Annotated in this window: 15 protein-coding genes; 2 read left to right on the top strand and 13 right to left on the bottom strand. The window is 43.2% G+C overall.

The genetic code is table 11. The features are described 5' to 3' along the window. Positions 1–359: 359 nt before the first annotated feature. From H6F41_RS01125 to H6F41_RS01160, 8 genes are all read right to left on the bottom strand, one after another. Entirely contained in the window at positions 360–2951 is a 2592-nt protein-coding gene (locus H6F41_RS01125; protein WP_190401619.1) for a chloride channel protein, read from the bottom strand. Between the two features lie 104 nt (positions 2952–3055). Then, positions 3056–5512, bottom strand: a complete 2457-nt coding sequence (gene recG, locus H6F41_RS01130; protein WP_190401620.1) for an ATP-dependent DNA helicase RecG — start codon at positions 5510–5512, stop codon at positions 3056–3058. 23 nt (positions 5513–5535) lie between these two features. Further along, a complete protein-coding gene (locus H6F41_RS01135) occupies positions 5536–8346 on the bottom strand; it encodes a PAS domain S-box protein (protein WP_190401621.1) in 2811 nt (936 codons plus the stop codon). Further along, positions 8321–8719 carry a circadian clock KaiB family protein gene (locus H6F41_RS01140; protein ID WP_190401622.1) on the bottom strand — a complete coding sequence of 133 codons (399 nt, stop codon included), beginning with the start codon at positions 8717–8719 and terminating at the stop codon, positions 8321–8323. Before H6F41_RS01140 ends, H6F41_RS01135 begins: the two co-directional genes overlap by 26 nt. A gap of 82 nt (positions 8720–8801) precedes the next feature. Then, positions 8802–9128 (bottom strand): circadian clock KaiB family protein, encoded by a 327-nt coding sequence (locus tag H6F41_RS01145; protein WP_190401623.1) that lies wholly within the window; start codon positions 9126–9128, stop codon positions 8802–8804. Between the two features lie 33 nt (positions 9129–9161). Continuing rightward, positions 9162–10859 carry a circadian clock protein KaiC gene (kaiC, locus tag H6F41_RS01150; RefSeq protein ID WP_190401624.1) on the bottom strand — a complete coding sequence of 566 codons (1698 nt, stop codon included), beginning with the start codon at positions 10857–10859 and terminating at the stop codon, positions 9162–9164. 403 nt (positions 10860–11262) lie between these two features. Continuing rightward, positions 11263–13413 (bottom strand): EAL domain-containing protein, encoded by a 2151-nt coding sequence (locus H6F41_RS01155; RefSeq protein WP_190401625.1) that lies wholly within the window; start codon positions 13411–13413, stop codon positions 11263–11265. A 155-nt stretch (positions 13414–13568) separates the two neighbouring features. Continuing rightward, entirely contained in the window at positions 13569–15452 is a 1884-nt protein-coding gene (locus H6F41_RS01160; RefSeq protein WP_242022863.1) for an iron uptake porin, read from the bottom strand. Positions 15453–15632: 180 nt separating this feature from the next. Between H6F41_RS01160 and H6F41_RS01165 the strand changes: the two genes are divergently transcribed. After that, positions 15633–16625 (top strand): aromatic ring-hydroxylating dioxygenase subunit alpha, encoded by a 993-nt coding sequence (locus H6F41_RS01165; protein ID WP_190401626.1) that lies wholly within the window; start codon positions 15633–15635, stop codon positions 16623–16625. Positions 16626–16654: 29 nt separating this feature from the next. Here H6F41_RS01165 and uraH read toward each other — a convergent pair whose 3' ends face one another. Continuing rightward, entirely contained in the window at positions 16655–17014 is a 360-nt protein-coding gene (gene uraH / locus H6F41_RS01170) for a hydroxyisourate hydrolase (RefSeq protein WP_190401627.1), read from the bottom strand. A gap of 68 nt (positions 17015–17082) precedes the next feature. On the opposite strand from uraH, the gene H6F41_RS01175 reads away from it, so the two are divergent. Beyond that, positions 17083–17475: an allophanate hydrolase-related protein gene (locus tag H6F41_RS01175; RefSeq protein ID WP_190401628.1), complete on the top strand. Its 393-nt coding sequence runs from the start codon at positions 17083–17085 to the stop codon at positions 17473–17475. A 52-nt stretch (positions 17476–17527) separates the two neighbouring features. Here the strand turns inward: H6F41_RS01175 and atzD are convergent, their stop codons facing one another. The 4 genes from atzD to hpxO form a co-directional block, all read right to left on the bottom strand. Further along, entirely contained in the window at positions 17528–18598 is a 1071-nt protein-coding gene (atzD, locus tag H6F41_RS01180; RefSeq protein WP_190401629.1) for a cyanuric acid amidohydrolase, read from the bottom strand. A gap of 38 nt (positions 18599–18636) precedes the next feature. Then, entirely contained in the window at positions 18637–19539 is a 903-nt protein-coding gene (gene puuE, locus H6F41_RS01185) for an allantoinase PuuE (protein ID WP_190401630.1), read from the bottom strand. 72 nt (positions 19540–19611) lie between these two features. Further along, positions 19612–20112 carry a 2-oxo-4-hydroxy-4-carboxy-5-ureidoimidazoline decarboxylase gene (gene uraD, locus H6F41_RS01190; protein WP_242022864.1) on the bottom strand — a complete coding sequence of 167 codons (501 nt, stop codon included), beginning with the start codon at positions 20110–20112 and terminating at the stop codon, positions 19612–19614. Further along, positions 20109–21278, bottom strand: coding sequence for an FAD-dependent urate hydroxylase HpxO (hpxO, locus tag H6F41_RS01195; RefSeq protein ID WP_190401717.1), 1170 nt, complete (start codon positions 21276–21278; stop codon positions 20109–20111). The genes uraD and hpxO overlap by 4 nt, the downstream gene beginning before the upstream one ends. Positions 21279–21317: the final 39 nt, after the last annotated feature.

Here is a 21317-nt window from a genome sequence, read left to right on the forward strand (position 1 = left end):
TGACTATACAAATATACAAAAACACAAAAAGACCTAGCCAATGGCTAGGTCTTTTTGTGTCGGAATACTTTAGGATCTTTAGGTCACAGTCAACTGCTGGAAGGATCTCAGGTTTACTAGTAAATTAGACTAGATAACTAGAGATAATGAACTAATTTGCCTTACAGAACAGCCCCAGCGCACAGCTCGGAAACCTGAAGACCCATACGTTTACCGTTACTACTATCTGATTGCATGGGCATCACCTCCTGTTGTCTAAATGTTTATTATCAAGTGTGATTTGGCTTGACACCAATAGTTTTTTCAAACTGAAAGCTAATATAGCCGACAAATCAGAATTTGACAATATGAATATGTACTCAATTTGCTTTACGGAAGATAATGATAGTGCGATTACTGTTACGGGCGATAGCTTCGGGAATATTGCCATGCATCATCTGTTGCAAAATCCCTTCGCGGCTAGCACCGAGCATAATCACATCACTACGCTCCTGATTGGCAAGATCAAGGATTGCATCGGCAATGGATTTTGAGCAAACAGGAATTTTCCCAACTGAAAAATGCAGGGATTTGTATAGTTGATCAGCATATATTTCTAGTTGATTCACCGTTTGTTTTTCATGGTCAGGTGAAAAGATTTGACAGAGACACACTTCTGGATATGCTGAAAGTGACATCAGGGCGGGCAGTAATAACAAGGCGTTGGCGGTATTTGGTCCACCTGAAATCGGTATTAGCCAACGATTAAAGGAAATATTTGGTCTTTTAAATTCTTGGCTAAAGGGGTTAACTTTCTGAATGCGATCGCTAAATTTGACGAGCATTACATCGCAATTGGCTTGCTTTGCTACGGTATCCACGGTATCCCCAAATATGCGATCAGGGGACTTTGGTCTGCCATGCCAGCCGATGAGTAGTAAATTAATACGGCGATCGCTAGCCACCTCTAAAATTGCTTGACCTGCGTCATGGGCGACGCGCACTTGAGTATGGATGGGAACTTTCCTTCTTTTGGCAATATCAACCGCCTGCTGAAATAATTCGAGGCTGGGATTGAGATCAACGGTAGTCTTGGACGGAGATAGATGCGTTGGTACAGAGATAATATGCAGACATTCGAGTTCATAATTATTTTTATCTGCGATCGCAAGAGCAATTTCAATTAAGTATGGTGAGGTTTGAGGATTGCTAATCGGCAATAAAAGACGACCTTGCCCCGTAGCCGTACCACGTTGTTGGTAGACCAGATAGGATGGTTTTGGTGTTTGCGAACTGACTCCCCGCAAGCGTTTTGCCTGAGCGCGTAAAATATCGCTACGGGTAATAATGCCAATTAATTTAGTGCGATCAACGACGGGCAAGCGTGAAAGTTTGTAATAGGAAAGGAGATAGAGAACTTGGGTGAGGCTTTCTTCAGGACTGACGGTAATGGGCTTGTGGGTCATGATTTGGCTAATTGGGATATCGCCCGCAGCGTTATTCTCTTGGGCTTTGACCAAATCCATTTGCGTGATGATACCAACTAGATGGTCATCGGTAACTACGGGAAAGCCACGGTGTCGTGATCGTGCAAATGCTTGCATGGCTTCATTGATGCTGATTTCACTATTGAGGTTTTCCACCTGTCGCTGCATCACATCACTGGCTCTTAGTCCATCCCATAAGGAATCGGTGACGGTTTCGGCCTGTAGATGAATCCCTTTCAGTTCCAATAAATTAGTGTACAAAGAACCTGGAGCATACTTTTCAGTGCAGAGATAGGCAACGACGCTAGTAATCATCAATGGCAAGATGATATTAAAATCTTTGGTGAGTTCAAAGACGATCACAAAAGCGGTAATGGGAACTTTCGCAACTGCCCCAAAAAAAGCACCCATCCCTGATAGGGCATAGGTTGAAAGTGTACCCATTCCTAATATTGAATATTCTAAATTTCCTACTAATGAACCAAGGGCGGCTCCTAAGATCAAGCTCGGTACAAATAATCCCCCAGAAGTTTCCGCGCTACAGGCAATCAAGGTAAGCAAAAATCGCACGACAAAAGTTCCTGCGGTAACTTGCCAATCGGATTGTCCCATTGCCAGAAATAACTGCAAGCCCGTGCTGTCACGAAAATCACTGGGCAACATTGCGATCGCAATTCCTGACACACAACCTGCGATCGCAATTCGCCATGCCAAACCAATTTTAAAAAAATTGCGATTCCATTGGATAACAGCAATGACACTGTGATTAAAAAGAGCGGCAAACCAACCAACTAGAAGTCCTAGCAGTAATAAAAAAGGGATTTCTTGGGCTGAAAATTGAATTGAAGGAATAGGCTGAGTAAAGCTCTGTCCCGACAACATCATCGACACCACACCACCAATAAAGGATGCGAGTATTGCCGTTCCCAAAGTCAAGCTAGATACATCGTGGAGAAGTTCTTCAATTACAAATAGTACCCCTGCAATTGGTGCGTTAAACCCTGCGGCAAGTCCTGCGGCGGCTCCTGCGGCAATTAACTGCCTCTGATATTCAGGCGATGTGGGAATCCATTGGCTCACCTGTCCTGCAATTGCCGCACCAATTTGTACCGTCGGGCCCTGTCGTCCCAGTGCTAGTCCTGAACCCAGAGCTAAGATTGTACTCGCAATTTTGACAACGGCAACGCGCAGATTTAGGGCAATGGGGACATAACCAAGGGCTGCCTTGACTTGGGGAATCCCACTACCCGATGCCTCAGATGCAAATTGCTCAATTAAAAAACCTGAGAGAAATCCCCCTGTTAAACCAATAATCGGTAAGGCAAACCATGCGGGTAAGTCATTAGAAATTTGAATTCTCCACCCACCAATCCAGCCAATACTCTGCTTTAGTAAGACAGCAGCTATTCCCGACACCAAGCCAATCAAACAAGCTTCAAAAATGGCTAGCCGTTTTGGTTGAAACCATTTGTGCAACGATGGCATAACGCAACTATAGTTTTATTTGCACTAATTATAAGGTAATAAAACCCCAGAGAAATTTTGGAAAGCGCTGCTAAGCGGCGCTTTCCAAAATTTCTCTGGATTGCTTATGTAAAAATTGCGCCGCCTTGCAATCGTTGATAATGCATCTCAAATTCAGCTTTTAAGGCAGGGAAATTCTCTAATGTAGGATCTTTTTTGATAATTCTTTCGGCAGCTTCACGGGCAATTTGAAAGATTTCTTGACGAGCAGCCTCGTCGGGCAATCGATCCTCAATGGAGAAGCCAGCATGACCTGATTGTTCAGTGCCTTCATCCTTGCCCTTGCCACGCATTTGGAAGTCACGTTCGGCAATAAAAAAACCATCTTGCGATTGTTCTAAAACCTGTAGGCGTTCCTGTGATGTTTGGGATTTAGAACTACTCATCAGTAAACAGTAAGACTGCGCTGCTCCGCGCCCGACCCGACCACGCAGTTGATGCAGTTGGGCTAGTCCGAAGCGATCGGCATGTTCGATTAGCATCACCGATGCGTTGGGAATATCAACACCGACTTCAATTACTGTTGTCGCGACTAAAATCTGAGTTTCTCCACGTCGAAAAACATTGATTGCTTCATCTTTTTCCGCAGAACTCATTTGTCCATGTAGTAAGCCAATTTGGAAGTGAGGAAAAACTACATTTTGGAGATGTTCTCGTTCTTGAGTTGCGGCTTTAATATCTTCCATCTTTTCTGATTCTTCGACAAGAGGAAAGACAATATAAACCTGACGACCTTGGGCAATCTCGCGACGAATCAATTCATAGGCATCTTTACGTTGAGAAGGTTTGAGAATAACGGTTTGAATGGGTTTACGACCTGGAGGAAGTTCATCAATGATGCTAACTTCGATTTCTGAATTAGTTAAATAGAGGGTGCGAGGAATTGGTGTGGCAGTCATGATCAACACATGGGGATCTGTGCCCTTTTGCAATAAACGCGATCGCTGATCACGACCAAAACGATGTTGCTCATCAATGACCGCAAGACCTAATCGGGCAAAGTTTACACCATCTTGAATGAGAGCATGGGTTCCAATAATTAACGGTAATTCTCCTGTTTCCAATTGCCGTAAGATTTCGCGCCGCTTAGCAGTTCTTGTGGAACCCGTCAAAATTTCCACTGGTAAATTAAGCTGCATGAACCATTCTACGATTTTACGATAATGCTGCTCAGTAAGTACCTCCGTAGGAGCCATGAGTGCAGTTTGATAGCCCGCTTCGATCGCAGTTAGCAATGCATAAACAGCCACAATTGTTTTCCCTGAGCCAACATCACCTTGGACAAGACGATTCATCGGCGTTTGACCTTGCAGATCGGCGCGAATTTCGGCAACTACACGCTTTTGGGCTTTGGTTAATTCAAAGGGAAGTAGTTTTTCTAATTCTGCGATCGCATGACTCTTTGGTACAAAATGTATCGCTTTTTGTTGTTGCCGCCGATATAGAGACACAAGACGGCGATAAAAATATTTATCAAAGGTGAGGCGAATTACCGCTTGCTCTAGGGTTTCACTCGAATCTGGATAATGCACCTGTGCGATCGCATCGGCAAGCTTGATCATGCCGTAATCCCGTAGAAAGCGCTCAGGCATCGGATCAGAAATTTGCGAAACAGCGGGTAAACATTGAGCAACAAGACGACGAATTGCTTCGGGCGTAATCCCCTCAGTAAGTGGATAAACAGGCACAACCCGCCCCACCGTTTTCGACTGAATTGTATCTTGGGTATGTTCTAGCACCTCCACTTCATAGTTTTCTAAGGTCATGCCGTACTTGCTTTCTTTAACCACGCCTGAGGCAGCGATCGTGCAGCCCTGCGGATAGAGTCTTTTTTGAATTTCTTGCCAACCCCGATTGGCATAGCGCTTACCTGTCCAAAATCGACTCAACTTAATTTGTCCCGTATGGTCACGGAGGATAATTTCGACAATTGTGAGGTTAGGATTTTTGGGACTAGTAAAACAGCCAAATTTCTTGACCGTACCGATTACGGTGACGGTATCGCCACCCTTGAGATTGCGAATAGGAATTTGGCGTGCATAGTCAATATGATCGCGAGGATAGTAGCTCAGGACATCTCGCACGGTATACAGCTCTAGTAATCGGAACCTTGTTGCCATCAAGGAGCCAATACCTTCTAAATCCTTTAATTCGGTATCGGGGGTGATTTTTTTAGTGGATTTTGGCTCAGTTGCAACAATTGCTTCAGTTTTTGGTCGTTTTTGCTTTGGCGCAGTATTGGTGTCCGCAATCTCACGGCGGCGAACCTCATAGAGCAATCGCCTTGTCTCGGCGATCAAATGTTGGCGACGACCCAATGGTAAATCTTGATATCGGGCATACTGATTAGCGAGGGTTTGTGCTTGTAGACGATCGCTCATTTCCCAGTTCTCAGGCAAATCGGCGCTCAAGCTGACATTCAAAAAATCTGCGAACAAAAATTGCTTTCCCTGTAAATTAGAAAAGCCCCGATCTGCCTCAATACTCAAGGCTTGTTGTAAACGATTGATATCAAGCGGCACAGGTTAAATTTAGAGAGAAGTAATTAGGATACGTGATTAAGCAGGGAGCTTTCTCGCTGCGTTAGCTCTATGATAATGTCTGTTTTAAAATCTAAGACTAAACCTTTTAATGCTTGAGCGATCGCCTGTTGTGAAGGTGGCATTTGGTTAATTAATTCCAGCATTACTTCATCATCGCAGTAATAAGCGGCCTCATGCATTTGTTGTAACCATTCAGGAGGCATCACTGCGATCGCTTCTTTAAATACTTCTAATTTTGTTATGGGAGGTGGATTTCTCTCTGTGGACAGGAGACGATCGCTTTGATTTTGATCGACTTGCTTGAATTGATTAGGTGATAGGATTTTTGCCAATGTTTGTAATAACTGCTCAATGCTGAAAGGCTTTAGCAAAAATGTGGTTGCCTTCGCCTCTAGAGCGAGTTTGCGGTTGTCAATCAGTCCGCTAATAGCAATGACTTTAACTAGAGGATTTAGGTTTTGTAAGGTGTGTATCGTCGTCATGCCATCGAGGTTCGGCATCATGATATCCATGATCACTGCGCTGACTTCCTGTTGATATTTCCCATACAGAGCGATCGCACCAATACCATCACTAGCCAAAATTGTGCGGTAGTTATGGCTCTCCAAGGCGGCCTTAATTACTTCTCGAATTTCCAGTTCATCATCCACAATCAAGATCAACTCTCCATTACCTCTAGGGCTGGATGCTTCGATGCTAGGCGTACTCACTTCCCCTGCGATCGCGGGTAAGACCACCTTAAATTCTGCACCCTTGCCCACTTCACTCTCCACGGTAACAAAGCCACCATGATGTTTGACAATTCCCATCACCGTCGATAGCCCTAGACCCGTGCCTTTGCCGACTTCTTTGGTGGTAAAAAATGGATCAAAAATGCGCGTTAATAACTCTGCGGGAATCCCTATACCTGTATCAGTCACCTTCACCACCACATATTCCCCTGCTTTGGCAGCTAAGCTTATCGGTACATCATCATCCTCTAATCGCAGATTTTCTGCACAAATTGTCAATGCGCCGCCATCGGGCATCGCGTCCCTAGCATTGATCATCAGATTCATAAATACTTGGTGGATTTGAGTCGCATCAGCCGAGATATTCCAGAGAGTTTGAGTGGAGATATCTGTGATGATCTCAATGGATTTCGGAAAAGTCTGTTTCATAATTCCAATCAACTCTAGAAGCAGAGAATGTAGCGACAATATTGCATATTCCCCCTCAGTGTTGCGACTAAACAATAAAATTTGCTTGACTAACTCCGCGCCACGTCGCGCACTGTTAGAGAGGATTGCTAATAAATTGGCTACACTTTCATCAAGGTTAGGAATTTTGAGAGGCAATAGTTGCGTAATGCCCAAAATTGGGGTCAGAATGTTATTGAAATCATGGGCGATGCCACTGGCTAAGGTTCCTAAACTCTCTAATCGTTGAGCATGATAAAACTGTTCTTCTAATCTCTTGGTTTCTGTAATATCTTCCACAAACATCAAAATTCCACCCACTTCTCCCGTCATCTGAATCCAAGGCAGCACTTCCCATTTTAATATCTGCTCTGAGCCATCGGGAAAAATAAAAGAATCTTGCTCGCATTTTCTGGTTGCTCCTGCTAAGCATTCTTGATGGATTTGTTTCCAAGCCTCAGAAAGATTTGGCAAAACCTCATAGTGCGATCGCCCCATGACATCTTCCCTAGAGCCAAGTTGATACAGATCGAGCCACTTCTGGCTGACCTCAATATAAAACATCTGGCGATCGAACATCGCCACACTCACAGGCGCATATTTGATAAATAGACTTAATTTTTCCTTCTCCTCCTGTACAGCCATTTCTGCCTGTTTGCGCTGGGTAATATCAGTTAAAACCGTATTTATATCCCAATATTCATTTGTTTTATCCCATTTAATAGATTGAGAAGCCGCCAGCCAATGCTGGCCGCCATTTTTGTCATAGAAGCGATATTCAAGATTATTACTACTTTTATTTTGCTGACAGGCGGTAAGGGTTTGGTCGATAAGCGTTTCCAAGTCTTCAGGATCAACTAGACTTGCCCAAAGATGTTGATCTGCCATCAATTCTTTTGCGGTATATCCCAAAAGAACTTCGCAACCATCAGACCAATAATAAAACACCCAAGTGCGATTGGGATAAAATCGATAACTAGTAACTGTAGCGATCGCTCGCTTCAGAATTTGGTTAAGTTTCTCCGCCTCCCTCACCTTAGATTCGGTAATATCCGTAACCACAATACTATTAATGACAAGCTGATCGAGATTAAATTGCTTTAGCGACACCTTAACGGGTATTTCTTTATTTTTGGCTATCTTTCTTCTATCTACATCTACATCTAGAGCTATCTTCCTTCTATCTATATCTATAGTTTCTACAGCACCTATCAAAGATAATTCTATTGTTAGCGTTGCTTCTTGTTGACTTTGTTGCAACATTAATCCAAAAGCTTTGCGATCTTGAGGTGATATAAAATTTTCTAATTGCGAGCCAATCAAATTTTGGAGAGGACGATTTAATAATCCTGCAAGTTGTTTATTGCAATACAAAATCAATCCTTCTTTAGAAACCGTAGCCGCCCCCTCCCCCATTTGTTCTACTAAACACTGATAAACATAATCCGCTCCTTGTAGCGTAAATACTTGTGCCCCTTGCGATGTAGATACTACTACCGCATCAACTTCCCCCGAACGAATTGCCTGTAACGTCTCTTCCGTCTCAGCTAAACGTTCTTTTGTATCCGTCAATTGTTGTCGTAAGCTATCGACTTCCTGACGCAGTGATTCAAGATAAGCTTGAGAGTTTTCCATTATCTTCCTCTCCAGTAATACCTAAACTCCCTTTTGGCAAAATATCTAAACCAATTAACACCTTTTCTGTATTCGATAAATTGCCAATCATCCTTTGTAAAGGCAATGGTAATTCTTTAATTAAAGTAGGAACTGCGACAATATTTTCAGATATTAGGGCTTCAGCCTGTTGGTATATATCGATAACTTCTAATTCATAGCGTCCTTGGAGATTTTCTTCACAAATTTTTTTAATATTTTGCAACGCTGTCACCGATTGGAGCGTTGTCCCTGCGATATAAAGACGCAGAATGTATTGCTGAGCTTTTAAATTAGATAGGGAATCCTCAAAAAGCTCCGTAGTCGTTAGTTCTAAGTCTTCTGGATCGATCATTATTCTTACCTTGAATTGATTTTACTTACTAGAGCTATTTGCTAGAATTACCTATTAGAATAACTATCTAACTCCTGCTCTACTATTCATTTGTCAGGGGAAAGATCTGCAATCCAACTAATACTTTCTCTGTATTTGATAAATCACCAATAATTTTTTTAATTGGTTCGGGCAATTTTCTCACTAGGGTTGGTAAGGCGACAATGCTGTCCTCGATCGCTAAATGAGGTTGTTTACTGAGATCGATAATCTCGATGCTGTACTGACCATGCAAATATTCTTCACAAATATTCTTCAAGTTTGCAAAAGCTACCAGAGATTTAGCAGTTTGTCCCGCCACATAGAGCCGTAATTGCCAATTCTTTGTTTTAGGAGAATTAACATGATCTTTTGATAGTTGATCTGTCATAGTTTTGCCTAGAAATTAGTTAAGAGTTGATCTTCAAGGACTAATGTGACGCAACTTTTCCATAAAAGCGCGATTTGCTACGGCTTCATTTTGACTATCTTCTTCCTCTTCTAAAAGTAACGCAAATTCTTGATCCCGACTGTCTAACTGCATTTGCAAGGCATTAATTTGTGCTTGGAGCAGTTGTTTCTCACGATCGAAATCACGTTTTTTGAGTTCAAAATTCTGCTGGCGTTTTTTAGCAAGAGATTTTTCTGCCAATTCCTGATTGACTCTTTCTGTACCTGTCAAAACTTTACCCTCACCCAAATAAACATCCACCAAGTTCACACCGTCACTGTTAACTATAAATTCGCGGACTTGGTTAGAATGGGACATCCCGCGAGACTTGAGTGCATAGAGAATCCGATTACGTTCACCATTGACTTTGATGGTTTGTAACTCTATCCAAGTATCCATCAGCGAAGAAACCCCGACTTCAGTTCTTTCTTGATCGAGGTCGATCTCACCAGACGTTAAATTGGTCAAGAAAATCGTGATTTGTTTACTCTTTAAGTAATCAATCAAACGCATAAAGAAGCTCTTGGTTTGCATTACACTTCCACTCATAATGAGATTGCTCATCGGATCGATAACGATCGCCCTTGGCTGAAACTCCTTGATCCATTTATGGATTTTAAACAGGCGCATTTCTAGGTTGTAATTGCTAGGACGTACCGCATCAAACTTTAATAATCCCTGCTCCACGTATGGATTTAAGTCCAGACTAATCGAGTTTAAATTGCGAAGAATTTGTTGCGGTGATTCTTCGGTTGCCAGATATAAGCACCGTTCGCCTCGCGCACAGGTTGCCCGAGCAAAATGACCTGCCAGTGTAGTTTTGCCCGTACCTGCCCTACCTGTGATCAGAATACTGCTGCCGCGATAGTAACCCTCACCACCAAACATCTCATCGAGTTGGGCAATCCCCGTCGAGATGCGCTCGTTAGATACCTGATGATTGAGGTTGAGGGAAGTGATCGGTAAGACAGAAATGCCATCTTCTTCGATTAAAAAAGGATATTCATTATTACTATGGCGAGAGCCGCGATATTTAATAATTTGAATGGTTCTCGTGGCAATTTCTCCAAAGGTTTTTTGATCTAATTTGATCACACAGTCGGACACATATTCTTCTAAACCTTGACGGGTTAGCGTTCTTTCGCCACGTTCCCCTGTAACTACAGCCGTAACACCTTGATCCTTTAACCAATGAAACAAACGCCGCAACTCAGCCCGCACAATATTGCTATTGTCTAAGCCTGCAAACAAAACTTCAATTGTGTCGAGAAGTACCCGTTTTGCACCAATTTTTTTAATCGCATAGCCCAAACGTAGAAAGAGGGCTTCGAGGTCATATTCTCCTGTTTCTTCGATTTCGCTAGCTTCAATATGCACATGATCGATAAAGATTTTATCTTCAGCAATTAACTTGCGTAAATTCCAGCCTAAAGAGGCGACATTCTTGGCGATTTCTGGTGCGGTTTCTTCGAAGGTAACTAAAACCCCATTCTCGCCATATTGTGTTGCTCCGCGCACCAAAAACTCCACACCAAATAAAGTTTTGCCACAACCCGCACCACCACAGATTAAGGTCGGTCTACCTTGGGGCAGTCCGCCATCGGTAATTTCATCGAGTCCTTGAATACCTGTGAGGCATTTGGTGAGCTGTATGTCTTGGGCGTCTTCCATTGAAGTTCATCCACTGAATAATTTGATAATTACAGCCTATTGAGGCTTTGAGTAGTACAGAAATATTTTTGAAAGCGGCGCGAAGCGCCGCTTTCAAAAATATTTCTGGGTTTTAATTAAGCGCAAAGCGCTGTATAGCGATCGCAATTTGTTGCGTGGGTTTGTATTGCCTGTATCTCCAGCGATATAGACCCTTAAATTTTAAGTCTAGTTATAATGAGACACTTAAAAAATGATAAGAATCTTATAACAATAGGACTTACGCAAAAAGACTGGAAACAGCGATTCTAGCGTAAGGGCAATTCATGAATTGCCCTTATGATGCGTTCTTCTGCGTAAATCCTATTAAAGCTAAACCCAGAGGCGACTGCGCTTGTGTAGCGAGCGTCATGATTTTTTAGTCTTAATAGTCAAATTTAATAGGGGCAGGACGTGCGATCGCATAACCTTGGGCGTAATCTACGCCAATTTCTCGCAGTTCTTCTAAGATGCCGATATCTTCAACATATTCAGCGATTGTTTCTAGATTCATCGCATGGGCAATACGATTAAAGCTCTCTACAATTGCCTTAGCAACATGATTATGTTTGATATTACGGACAAAAGAGCCATCAATTTTGAGATAATCAACGGGTAAATTCATGAGATAGCCAAACGAACTCAATCCGCTGCCAAAGTCATCCAGAGCAAAGCGACAACCAAATTTTTTAAGTTCACTAATGAAATATCGAGCTTGCTCAAAGTTAGAGATTGCCGCAGTTTCCGTAATTTCAAAACAAATATTTTGGGGAGGGATATTGTAGATCGGAAATTGTTCAATTAAGAAATTGAGAAACTGATTATTCGCAATGCTAGTACCAGATAGGTTGATCGTACACCAGCCATCGGGAAGAAGCTGATTTCCCAACAGGTGTTGATAATTCGAGAAGAAAGTTGTGATGACCCAGCGATCTATATCGGTAATTAATCCATAACGTTCGGCAGAGGGAATAAATGAATTGGGTGGTATTATTTCACCCTTTTCATCTAACATCCTGATCAACACTTCATAGTGTTCTGTTGATGATTTGGAACCGATTGGTACAATCTTTTGGTAGTAGAGACAGAAGTGATTAGTTTCTAAAGCGCGGCTAATTTTGGACATCACCTGCCTCTCGCCACGTTGTCTAATCAGATCACTATCATCTATACGATAGATATGGACACAATTCCGACCTTTATCTTTGGCGGCATAACAAGCCGCATCAGCCGCACCTAGCACTTCCATCAAGTCTTGACTATTTTCATCAATAGCAACAACGCCAATGCTGACACCGATGATAAAGGTTTTGTTATTCCAAGCAAATCGAAAATCATGAACTAGATCTTTGATAGTTTCGGCAATATGCTCGGCTTGGGTGAGTGGACATTGAGTTAGCAAAAGCCCGAATTCATCACCACCTAAACGCCCTAATGTATCATTAGCACGCACTCTTTTATGGATCAGACCAGTGATTTGACGCAGTAATTCATCACCTGCCATGTGACCGACAGTATCATTAACAACTTTAAATTGATCTAAATCCAAATAACAAAGCGCATGTTGCTGCTTTGTCTTTTGTACAGAAGTGATTGCTTCAACTAAGATATTTTCAAATCCACGACGGTTAATTAAGCCTGTCAGAGCATCGTGACTCGCTTCCCAAGAGAGTTGCTTGGCAAGATAACGTGATTCGGTAACATCATGAAAGACAATGACTGCACCGATAACCTGATCTTTGCGATCGCGAATTGGAGCGGCAGAATCCTCGATCGCATACTCAGTACCATCACGCGAGATGAGAATCGTATGGTTTGCCAAACCGACAATTTCCCTTTTTTGCAAAGCTTTGGTAATTGGATTGGGGGCTGGTTCTCGCGTTAATTCATTAATTATCTTAAAAATATCATACAGAGGAAGACCTTCTGCTTCTTCGGCTAGCCATCCTGTTAGTTTCTCAGCAACAGGATTAAAATATCGAATATTTCCCTCAGCATCAGTGGTAATGACCGCATCGCCGATGGATTTTAAGGTCACCTGTGCTAATTCCTTTTCAGCAAAGAAGATATCTTTGAGCCGTTGATTTTCTTCTATCTCTTTGAGGAGTTGCAAGTTTTGTTCTTGGAGACTTTTTTGCAATCGACGGATGGTGAGATGAGTTTCTACACGCGCCAATACTTCTTCGATCTGAAATGGCTTGGCAATGTAATCCACTCCTCCTGCCGATAGCCCTTGCACCTTATTCAAAGTCTCATTAAGAGCGCTCAAAAAAATAATTGGTATGTTTGCCGTGCGCTCGTCAGATTTTAATTGCTGACAGACTTCATACCCATCCATATCAGGCAATTTAATATCGAGCAAGATTAGTTCCGTTGCTGGCGACTGAGCGGCTCGCAGTGCCATTGCCCCTGTGGTTGCACTACGCACTTTATACCCCTGTTCATTCAGTGCATCTTTGAGCAATCTCAGGTTATCAGGCAAGTCGTCCACGATTAAAATATTGCCACGATGTTGGACAACTGAAGTGTTGTTCATACTGCTTGCTAGCCTAGCTACAATACCTTTATTATAAGACGAAGAGCTTCGTCAAGCATGACCAAAAAACACGTTGAATTACATCAGCAGGTCAGAGGGTGAGTTGCCCACTTGGTAGGCGACTCACCCTCTGAATTTTAAGGTTATTGAACTACCTAGAAACTAAACTGAGTGCGGAGATTGCCGACAAATACAGTGGGATTGGTCGAGAAACTATTGGGATTAAAAATTGCGTAGAAGGCTGGAACGATCGCAATGTTCTTACTGATTGGATAGTAGTAAGACATCTCTAGGTCATACTGAGTTGCACCATCGCCACCACCAGAAGCGAGGAAATTCCGACCACTGCTATAGCTGTGAGGTACAACAAAGGAAAGAACTCCTAATGCACCTTCCTTAAATAAATCAGGCAAGGCTACTCCAAATTGGAATGCATTAACATTAACGCTACCGCCTTGAACCGCAGGATTAAGCGGTGAAATGTTTGTACTACCGTATGAGTAGCGACCAAAAATCCCCAGTCCTTTAGTGATCAACCAATCAAAGTTCAAGATAAACGTATCTGCGGTGGCATTGTTAATTGCACCACCCTGACCATCATCAGCAACACCATAGGGTAAAGGCTCAGCGGTTGCGCCACTAATGCGACCTCCATTAGCTTTAATATTAGAGCGGGTATACAAGAACCGAATGTTAGCATCACGACTTGGTGAATAGACTAACTCAGCACTTAGAGTATTAGTTCCACCAAATAGTCCTTGTTCGGGATTGCTGGAGGTATTATTGTTAGGGGCAGTAAGAAATTCTGTATTTTCGCCAAGATAAGCCGCAGTAAGCCTAAATTGTGGATTGATTGTCCATGAGACAACTGCTCCTGATCCACGATCGACAGCATTTGACAACGTACTTCCATTGGAGTTAAAGCTAGTTGCCCCCGTTAAGAAATTAGTGAAACGGTTCCCATCAAAATAGCGATAGAAGTTTAGGCGCGGCCCAATCGCGATATTGACATTATCGGCAGCAGGGAAGCTATAAAACAACTCCCGAATATTAAAGATATTAGCCGTTGGTACACCTGTTTGATCTAGAAATGGTGTTCCCCAAGTATTGGTATAGCCAGCCGATACAAAGTTGTTAGCAGGAGAGTTGCCATTGCCTGTCACAAGTTGAGTCACCAAAGCATCTTTACCCGTAAATGATGTCGTGAGTGTCAAAAACAAGTAATAACTAAAGGTTACATTAGGCTTTCGAGTGACAAACTTATTTGAGACTGTGCTTCCAGCAGGACGTGGTGTTGCAAATATGCTGCCTGCGGCATTGCGCTCAGCAATCACATCACCACCAGCAGTAGCTCCAGAGATGTTAAAGAATGCAAGCCCACTTAGCTTTGTGGTTGGGGAGAATTGCTGTGCTTCGAGCTGAGCCGTCTTTGCATCAAGGGAATCCACCCGACCACGCAAGGTTGCTAATTCAGCCGCAAATTCTTCCTGCAACTTCTGCAAAGTGGCAAGATCTTCCTGAGAGACTTTATCGGCTAGCCCTGCGGAAATAATTTCATTGATCTTATCCAAACAAGCATTTAACCCAGCCGCAAACTCATATCTTGCTAAAGCTTTACCACCTTTAAAAGTACCGTCTGGATAACCCGCAATACATCCATAACGCTCTACTAAAGATTGCAGTGCTGTAAAAGCCCAATCCGTTGGACGCACATCGGATAGCTGAGAAACTGATGTTACTTGAGAAACATCGGTAGTTTCGGTCAGTTTATTTACTTCTAAATTACTGACTGGCAAATCTGTGGATAAACTTAGTTGAAGATTGACAGCTTGCTCTTGGCGCTCGATTAAATTACTAATCGATGTAGTAGCCTCTGGGGAGGTATTTGCAGATAGATTTTCTATCGATAAATTAGCTGACAACTCTTTGGATAAGTTATCAGACGCTTGAGGTACAGCCTTGGCAGGAGCCTCGTACAAAGTAGACAGTGCGACAAACATCGCTAGACATGAAAATGAACTATTGAAAGCCTTTGACATAACTCCTCAAACCAAATTAATTAAGCGACGAACAAAAATTCGCAGTAATTTGGATACCGTATACAGTATCCAAATTACTGCGATTAAACTGGAAAATTGCGATCGCTTTCTGTATTTACAAACACAGAATGTTTGACTTCAACCCACTTAAATACCTGTAGTTGTGTATACAGTATACAAATGCTAGTCACTAGTCAGCCATTATTCAAACGCTTTTGGTATCCCGTTTTACCCATGTCTTTACTTGCCGAAGACAAGCCCCAAAGCTTTCAACTACTGGGACAAAAAATTGTGGTGTGGTTAGCGGCAGAAGGTAAACCTGCTGCTGCGCCCGATCGCTGTTGTCATCGTTCGGCTAAGCTCTCCCTCGGTAAAGTGACAGATGGATTACTAGAATGTGCCTATCATGGTTGGCAATATGATGGCAGTGGTAGCTGTTTGCGTGTTCCTCAAATATCCACTGATGCGCCAATTCCCAAAAACTATCGCATTAACACCTATGCTTGCGAAGAGCGCTATGGTTATGTTTGGGTATGTTTAGAAGATCCGATTAACAAAATTCCAGAACTTCCTGAAGCGAGCGATCCAGAGTTTCGATTGATTCCCGAGTTCTATGAGATCTGGAACTGTGCGGGATTGCGGGTCATGGAAAATGAAATGGATCTCGCCCATCCCACCTTTGTGCATACGACTACTTTTGGTAGTGCAGAGCATCCCATTCCTGAAGAGTTAGAAATTACGGAAACTGATTATGGTCTGAGAGCGACGGCAACTCTGGGTGTAGTTAATCCTGAGTCTCAGCAAAAGAATTTGAAAATGGATAGCTATATCACCCATCGCAAGCTAGAAATGGATTGGTTTATGCCCTTCACTTGCAAATTACGGATTAATTATCCCAATGGCTTAGTCCATATTGTCGTTAATACAGCGACTCCGATTGATGATAAGTCTTCGCAAATTGTACAGTTCTGTATGCGAAATGATACTGAAGAACAAACCAAAGCGGCAGATGCGATCGCCTTTGATCGACAAGTTACCTTAGAGGATAAGGCGATTTTGGAGTCAACTGATTACGATGTGCCGTTAGATGCCAAATTTGAGCAGCATATGATGACCGATCGTCCTGGCTTACTCATGCGTCGCAAACTTGCCGCAATGCTTAGCACCGTGTAAATTAACACCGCAAAGCGAGGTTCCTCTTTCTAGCTTCCGCGATAGGTGCTATAAGCCCAAGGTGATACCAGTAAGGGAACATGGTAGTTAGCATTAACATCAGCAATCCCAAAGCGAATAGGAACGCGAGTTAAGAAAGGAGGTTGGGTTTGCGATACTTCTAGACTTGCAAAATAGTCACTCACATTAAACCAAATTTCATAAATACCTGACTGCATCTCTGCACCACTTAGTAATGGTTGATCGGTTCTACCATCTTGATTGGTCTGTAGAGTTTTGAGTAGGGTCTTTATTTCGTGATTGTCAATTACCCATAACTCAATCTGCATATTTCTTGCAGGCGATCCGTTTACTGTATCGAGAACATGGGTTGAGAGTTTTCCAGTCATAGTATACTGTATTTGATAATTGCATACTGTATACAATAACTTAGCTTATAACTTTAACATTGCTACTTATGACCACATCTAACGGTACAAGACGAGTATTTATCTGCGGTTCGGCATTGCGGGGACAGCCCGATCATGGCAATTTGCAAGGCGCAAAATTTATCCGTACTGCTAATACCCAATCACGCTATCGACTTCATGCGGCTGGCGACGGTTGGCATCCTGCGATTTACGAAGTAGAAACAGGTGGTATTTCTATTCCTGGAGAAGTCTATGAGATGCAAGCCGATGAATTTGAATACCTCGCTAGTAACGAGCCTCCTCATATGTATCCTACGGATGTTTATTTGGAAGATGGCGAAGTATTGACAGCTTTCTTTTATCCCCAAGAGCTAATTGAAAAATTTAATTGGAAAGATATTTCCGATCTTGGTGGTTGGGCTGCTTACAAAAGCGCCTAGACTAAGAGAAAATGGCTCGCTTTGCGAGCCATTTTCTCTTAGTCTATACGTTTTAGTCTAGACGAGCGATCGCCGCAACTGCCCCACCACCAGAAGGTCCTTGATGTTCCGCACCTCCCGATACATAAACCATCGGATCTTGGACAATAGAAGCCACTACTGCCCCAACCACTGCCCTTGCCATGCGCGTATGGTTAATATCGGAGTCATCCATCATCGTATGTCTTCTGCCTAAAAGCTGTCCCGTTGGGTCAGCTTCAGCTTTGGCAAATATATTTACGACCCGATCGCTGGTTTGACCTGTGGAGGCGATCGCTTTAGTAACTGCCTCAGCATCTAGAGCGTGTTGCATCACACTATGACCAATCACAAAATTGCTAGTGGATGTTGGTGCATTCCCTAATACCAAAATCTCGCAGTTGCGTAACTCCACCCCTGCGGATGTGGAGGCAACGCTGGAATACAAAGCATAATTTTGGCAAATATCGGCGGCGGTGAGATCTTCTAATTGAACTTCACCTAGGGCAACCGCTACGCCTAGCGCTGAGGCTCCGCGCGAGTAACCCATTGACTGATAGCTGCTTACCGATTTACTCACTGATTTCGCATCACGATCTTCATCGAGCAAGCGATCGCGACTGGTGACAAGGGGACATTTAATCTGGACAAAATGCACATCCTCTTTAGCGATTCCTGCGGTAGCGATCGCTTGATTCACGGCTAGAGCGACTTCTTTGACCATCGTTAACGAACCAATTTCCGCAGGAGTAAAATCACGGGTATGAATCACTCCTAGGGTTAAAGCCATACGAGTTGGGGTGTCTGGCAATGAAGCTTGACTTGTAAAAATTGTTAAATGGGGGCTTAAGGCTCCCTCAGTCCCCCCAGACATGACATAGACGATCTCTGCCGATTTGTCCTGACCTACAAAATTTGCAAGGTAGTGCTTTAAAGTTTGCACCGCAAAGCCGCGCGTAAAATCATTAACACAGCCATTTCCTTCGGTCTTTCCCATAATCGCGACAATGTGCTGGGGATTAATTTTACCTGAAGCGATCGCCGCCTCTAGAGACGTGAGATCATCAGGACTATTTTGCGGAAGCTTATATACATCAACTTTCATTGTTTTTTATTTGAGATAGGGTTTTGTGTCGCTGTGCGTTAGGCTGGTTTGTGGTGCTTGTGCCAATGACGAGCAATGTCAATACGGCGACAAATCCAGACGCGATCGCGACTCTGTATATAGTCTAAAAATCTTGCCAAAGCTGCTGCTCGTCCTGCTCTACCCACTAACCGACAATGCAAACCAATACTCATCATTTTGGGAGAAGTGTCGCCTTCGTCGTAGAGAACATCAAAGGCATCACGCAAATAGGCAAAAAACTGATCGCCCGAATTAAAGCCTTGGGGTGTGGCAAAGCGCATATCGTTGTTGTCGAGGGTATAGGGAATAATTAGGTGAGGCTTGCCATATTCATAGTTCCAATAGGGAAGATCGTCGGCATAGCTATCGGAATCGTAGAGAAAACCTCCTTCTTCTACAACTAAGCGGCGGGTATGCTCGCTAGTGCGCCCCGTATACCATCCGAGGGGGCGTGTTCCTGTAATCTCTGTATGAATAGCGATCGCCTTTTGCAGATGTTCGCGCTCTTGTTCGGGCGAAAAATATTTGTAATCAATCCAACGATAGCCATGACTAGCGATTTCCCAATCGGCTTCTAGCATGGCGGTAACTGCTTCAGGATTACGAGCGAGTGCCATCGCAATACCGTAAATAGTTACAGGAATATTGCGATCGCAAAACATCCGATATAAGCGCCAAAATCCTGCACGACTGCCATATTCATAGCAAGATTCCATATTCATGTGACGCAATCCATTAAAAGGAACTGCGCCCACAATTTCTGACAAAAAAGTTTCAGAGGCACTGTCTCCATGTAGGATACAAGTTTCGCCGCCTTCTTCATAATTAATCACAAACTGGACAGCCACACGAGCATTGTCTTTCCATTTTGCATCAGGAGTAAATCTCCCGTAGCCAATCATGTCTCTGGGGTAGGTCATAGGATTTTTAAAGGATTAATAGAACCACTACTCAATTAAAAATTAGTAGGGGCAATTCATGAATTGCCCCTACTAATTTTTAACTGCTAAAACTAACCGCCATCTGGCAATTTCGATAATTTCAGCGATCGCCTGATTTTTTTCTACTTCTAAATTGTTCTTAAGTCTCTGCTCAAAAGCGGCGAGAATACTATCTTTGGTATGGTTGCGAACGGCGATGATAAAAGGGAATGAGAACTTATCTTTGTAGGCTTGATTAAGATTTTGAAAGCGATCGTATTCTATAGCGGAGAGTTGATCGAGTCCGACGGTGGATTGCTCCTGTACTGAGGCTTCTGCCATTTTGAATTTACTACCCAGATCGGGATGAGCGCAAATTAACTTTAATTTCTCCGCGTCGTTCATTGCCATCACGATCGCTGCCATGACTTGATGTAAATTCTGGACATCAGCAAAAGGACACGATCGCCATGCTTCGGCAGCTATTTCGGGTGTATGTTCAAAGATCGAACCGAGCGCTTCGGTAAATTCTGCTTGACTCATTTGATTGAGAGTGTTGATCGGATAACTCAATGTAATGGACCTCCACTAATAATTTTGGCGATCGCACTGGTGACATCTGAGGGGCTTTCCTGTGAGAGTTGGTCATACCACTTTTGGGTAACTTCAGGATCTTTGCCATGAATAGCTTCTGCACGATTACGCGCTTTATTTACGATTTCTGTAGTTCTCACCTTGCGTTCTTTCTCGTAACGCATCAGGGCATCGGTGACACTTACATTAGTTGATAATAGATAGTTGGCGATGACAAAGCCATCTTCGAGGGCTTGACATCCTCCCTGTCCTAAATCTGGACAAGTCGCATGAGCCGCATCACCCAACAGAGCCACCCGACCTTTGACCATTTTTTCAATAGGTCCTACGTCATGAATTTCCACCCTTGCAACATTCTCAGGATCGAGGCGATCGATTAATAGCTGCACAGGCTTTGCCCAATTGTGAAAATGTTCCTTGAGTTCATGACGATAGTTAGTACGATCATTGGTTGTGCCTGTAGGTAGTGGCACATCAAAAAAGAAATAAAAGCGATCGCCAGCAACAGGCATCAATGAGGCGCGTTTGTGTTCTCCCACATAGATCGACCACATATCCGCAGGTGCAAGATCTCCACTAATTGGAACTAATCCATTCCAATTCACATAACCCCGATAGGTTGGTTCAATTGTTTTATTGAGAACATATTTTCGCAACAAGGAACGCACTCCGTCAGCAGCAATTAATACATCGCCTGTGGCAGAGCTTCCATCTTCAAACTTAGCACTAACATCGCGATCGCTTTCTACGCAATCAATACATTTAGTACCCAGAGTTATTGTGCCGCCGAGGGACTCAAATGATGATAAGAGAAGATTTTGTAAATCTCGTCTTGCTACAGGGTAAGGGCGTTGACCGACTTCATCGATTAAAGGTTGAAGCGGAATTTCGTTGAGTAAGCTCCCCGACAAATGGCGGTACTCCATCCGATTCATCTGTCCGCCGATCGCTGCCATTTTGTCCCCTAGCCCAAGTCGATTGAGAACTTTCACTCCATTTGACCAGAGCGAAATCCCTGCACCCGTAGGACGTAAGTCTCTTACGCGATCGTAAATCTCTACTTCATAGCCCGCCTGTCGCAGCGCAATTCCTGCCGTCAGACCGCCAATACCCGCACCGATTATGATTGCTTTTAAACCGTACACTAACTCATTCCTGCACAAAATGTATACTGTATACATAGT

The sequence above is a fragment of the Pseudanabaena mucicola FACHB-723 genome (genome assembly GCF_014696385.1).
GTDB lineage: Bacteria > Cyanobacteriota > Cyanobacteriia > Pseudanabaenales > Pseudanabaenaceae > Pseudanabaena.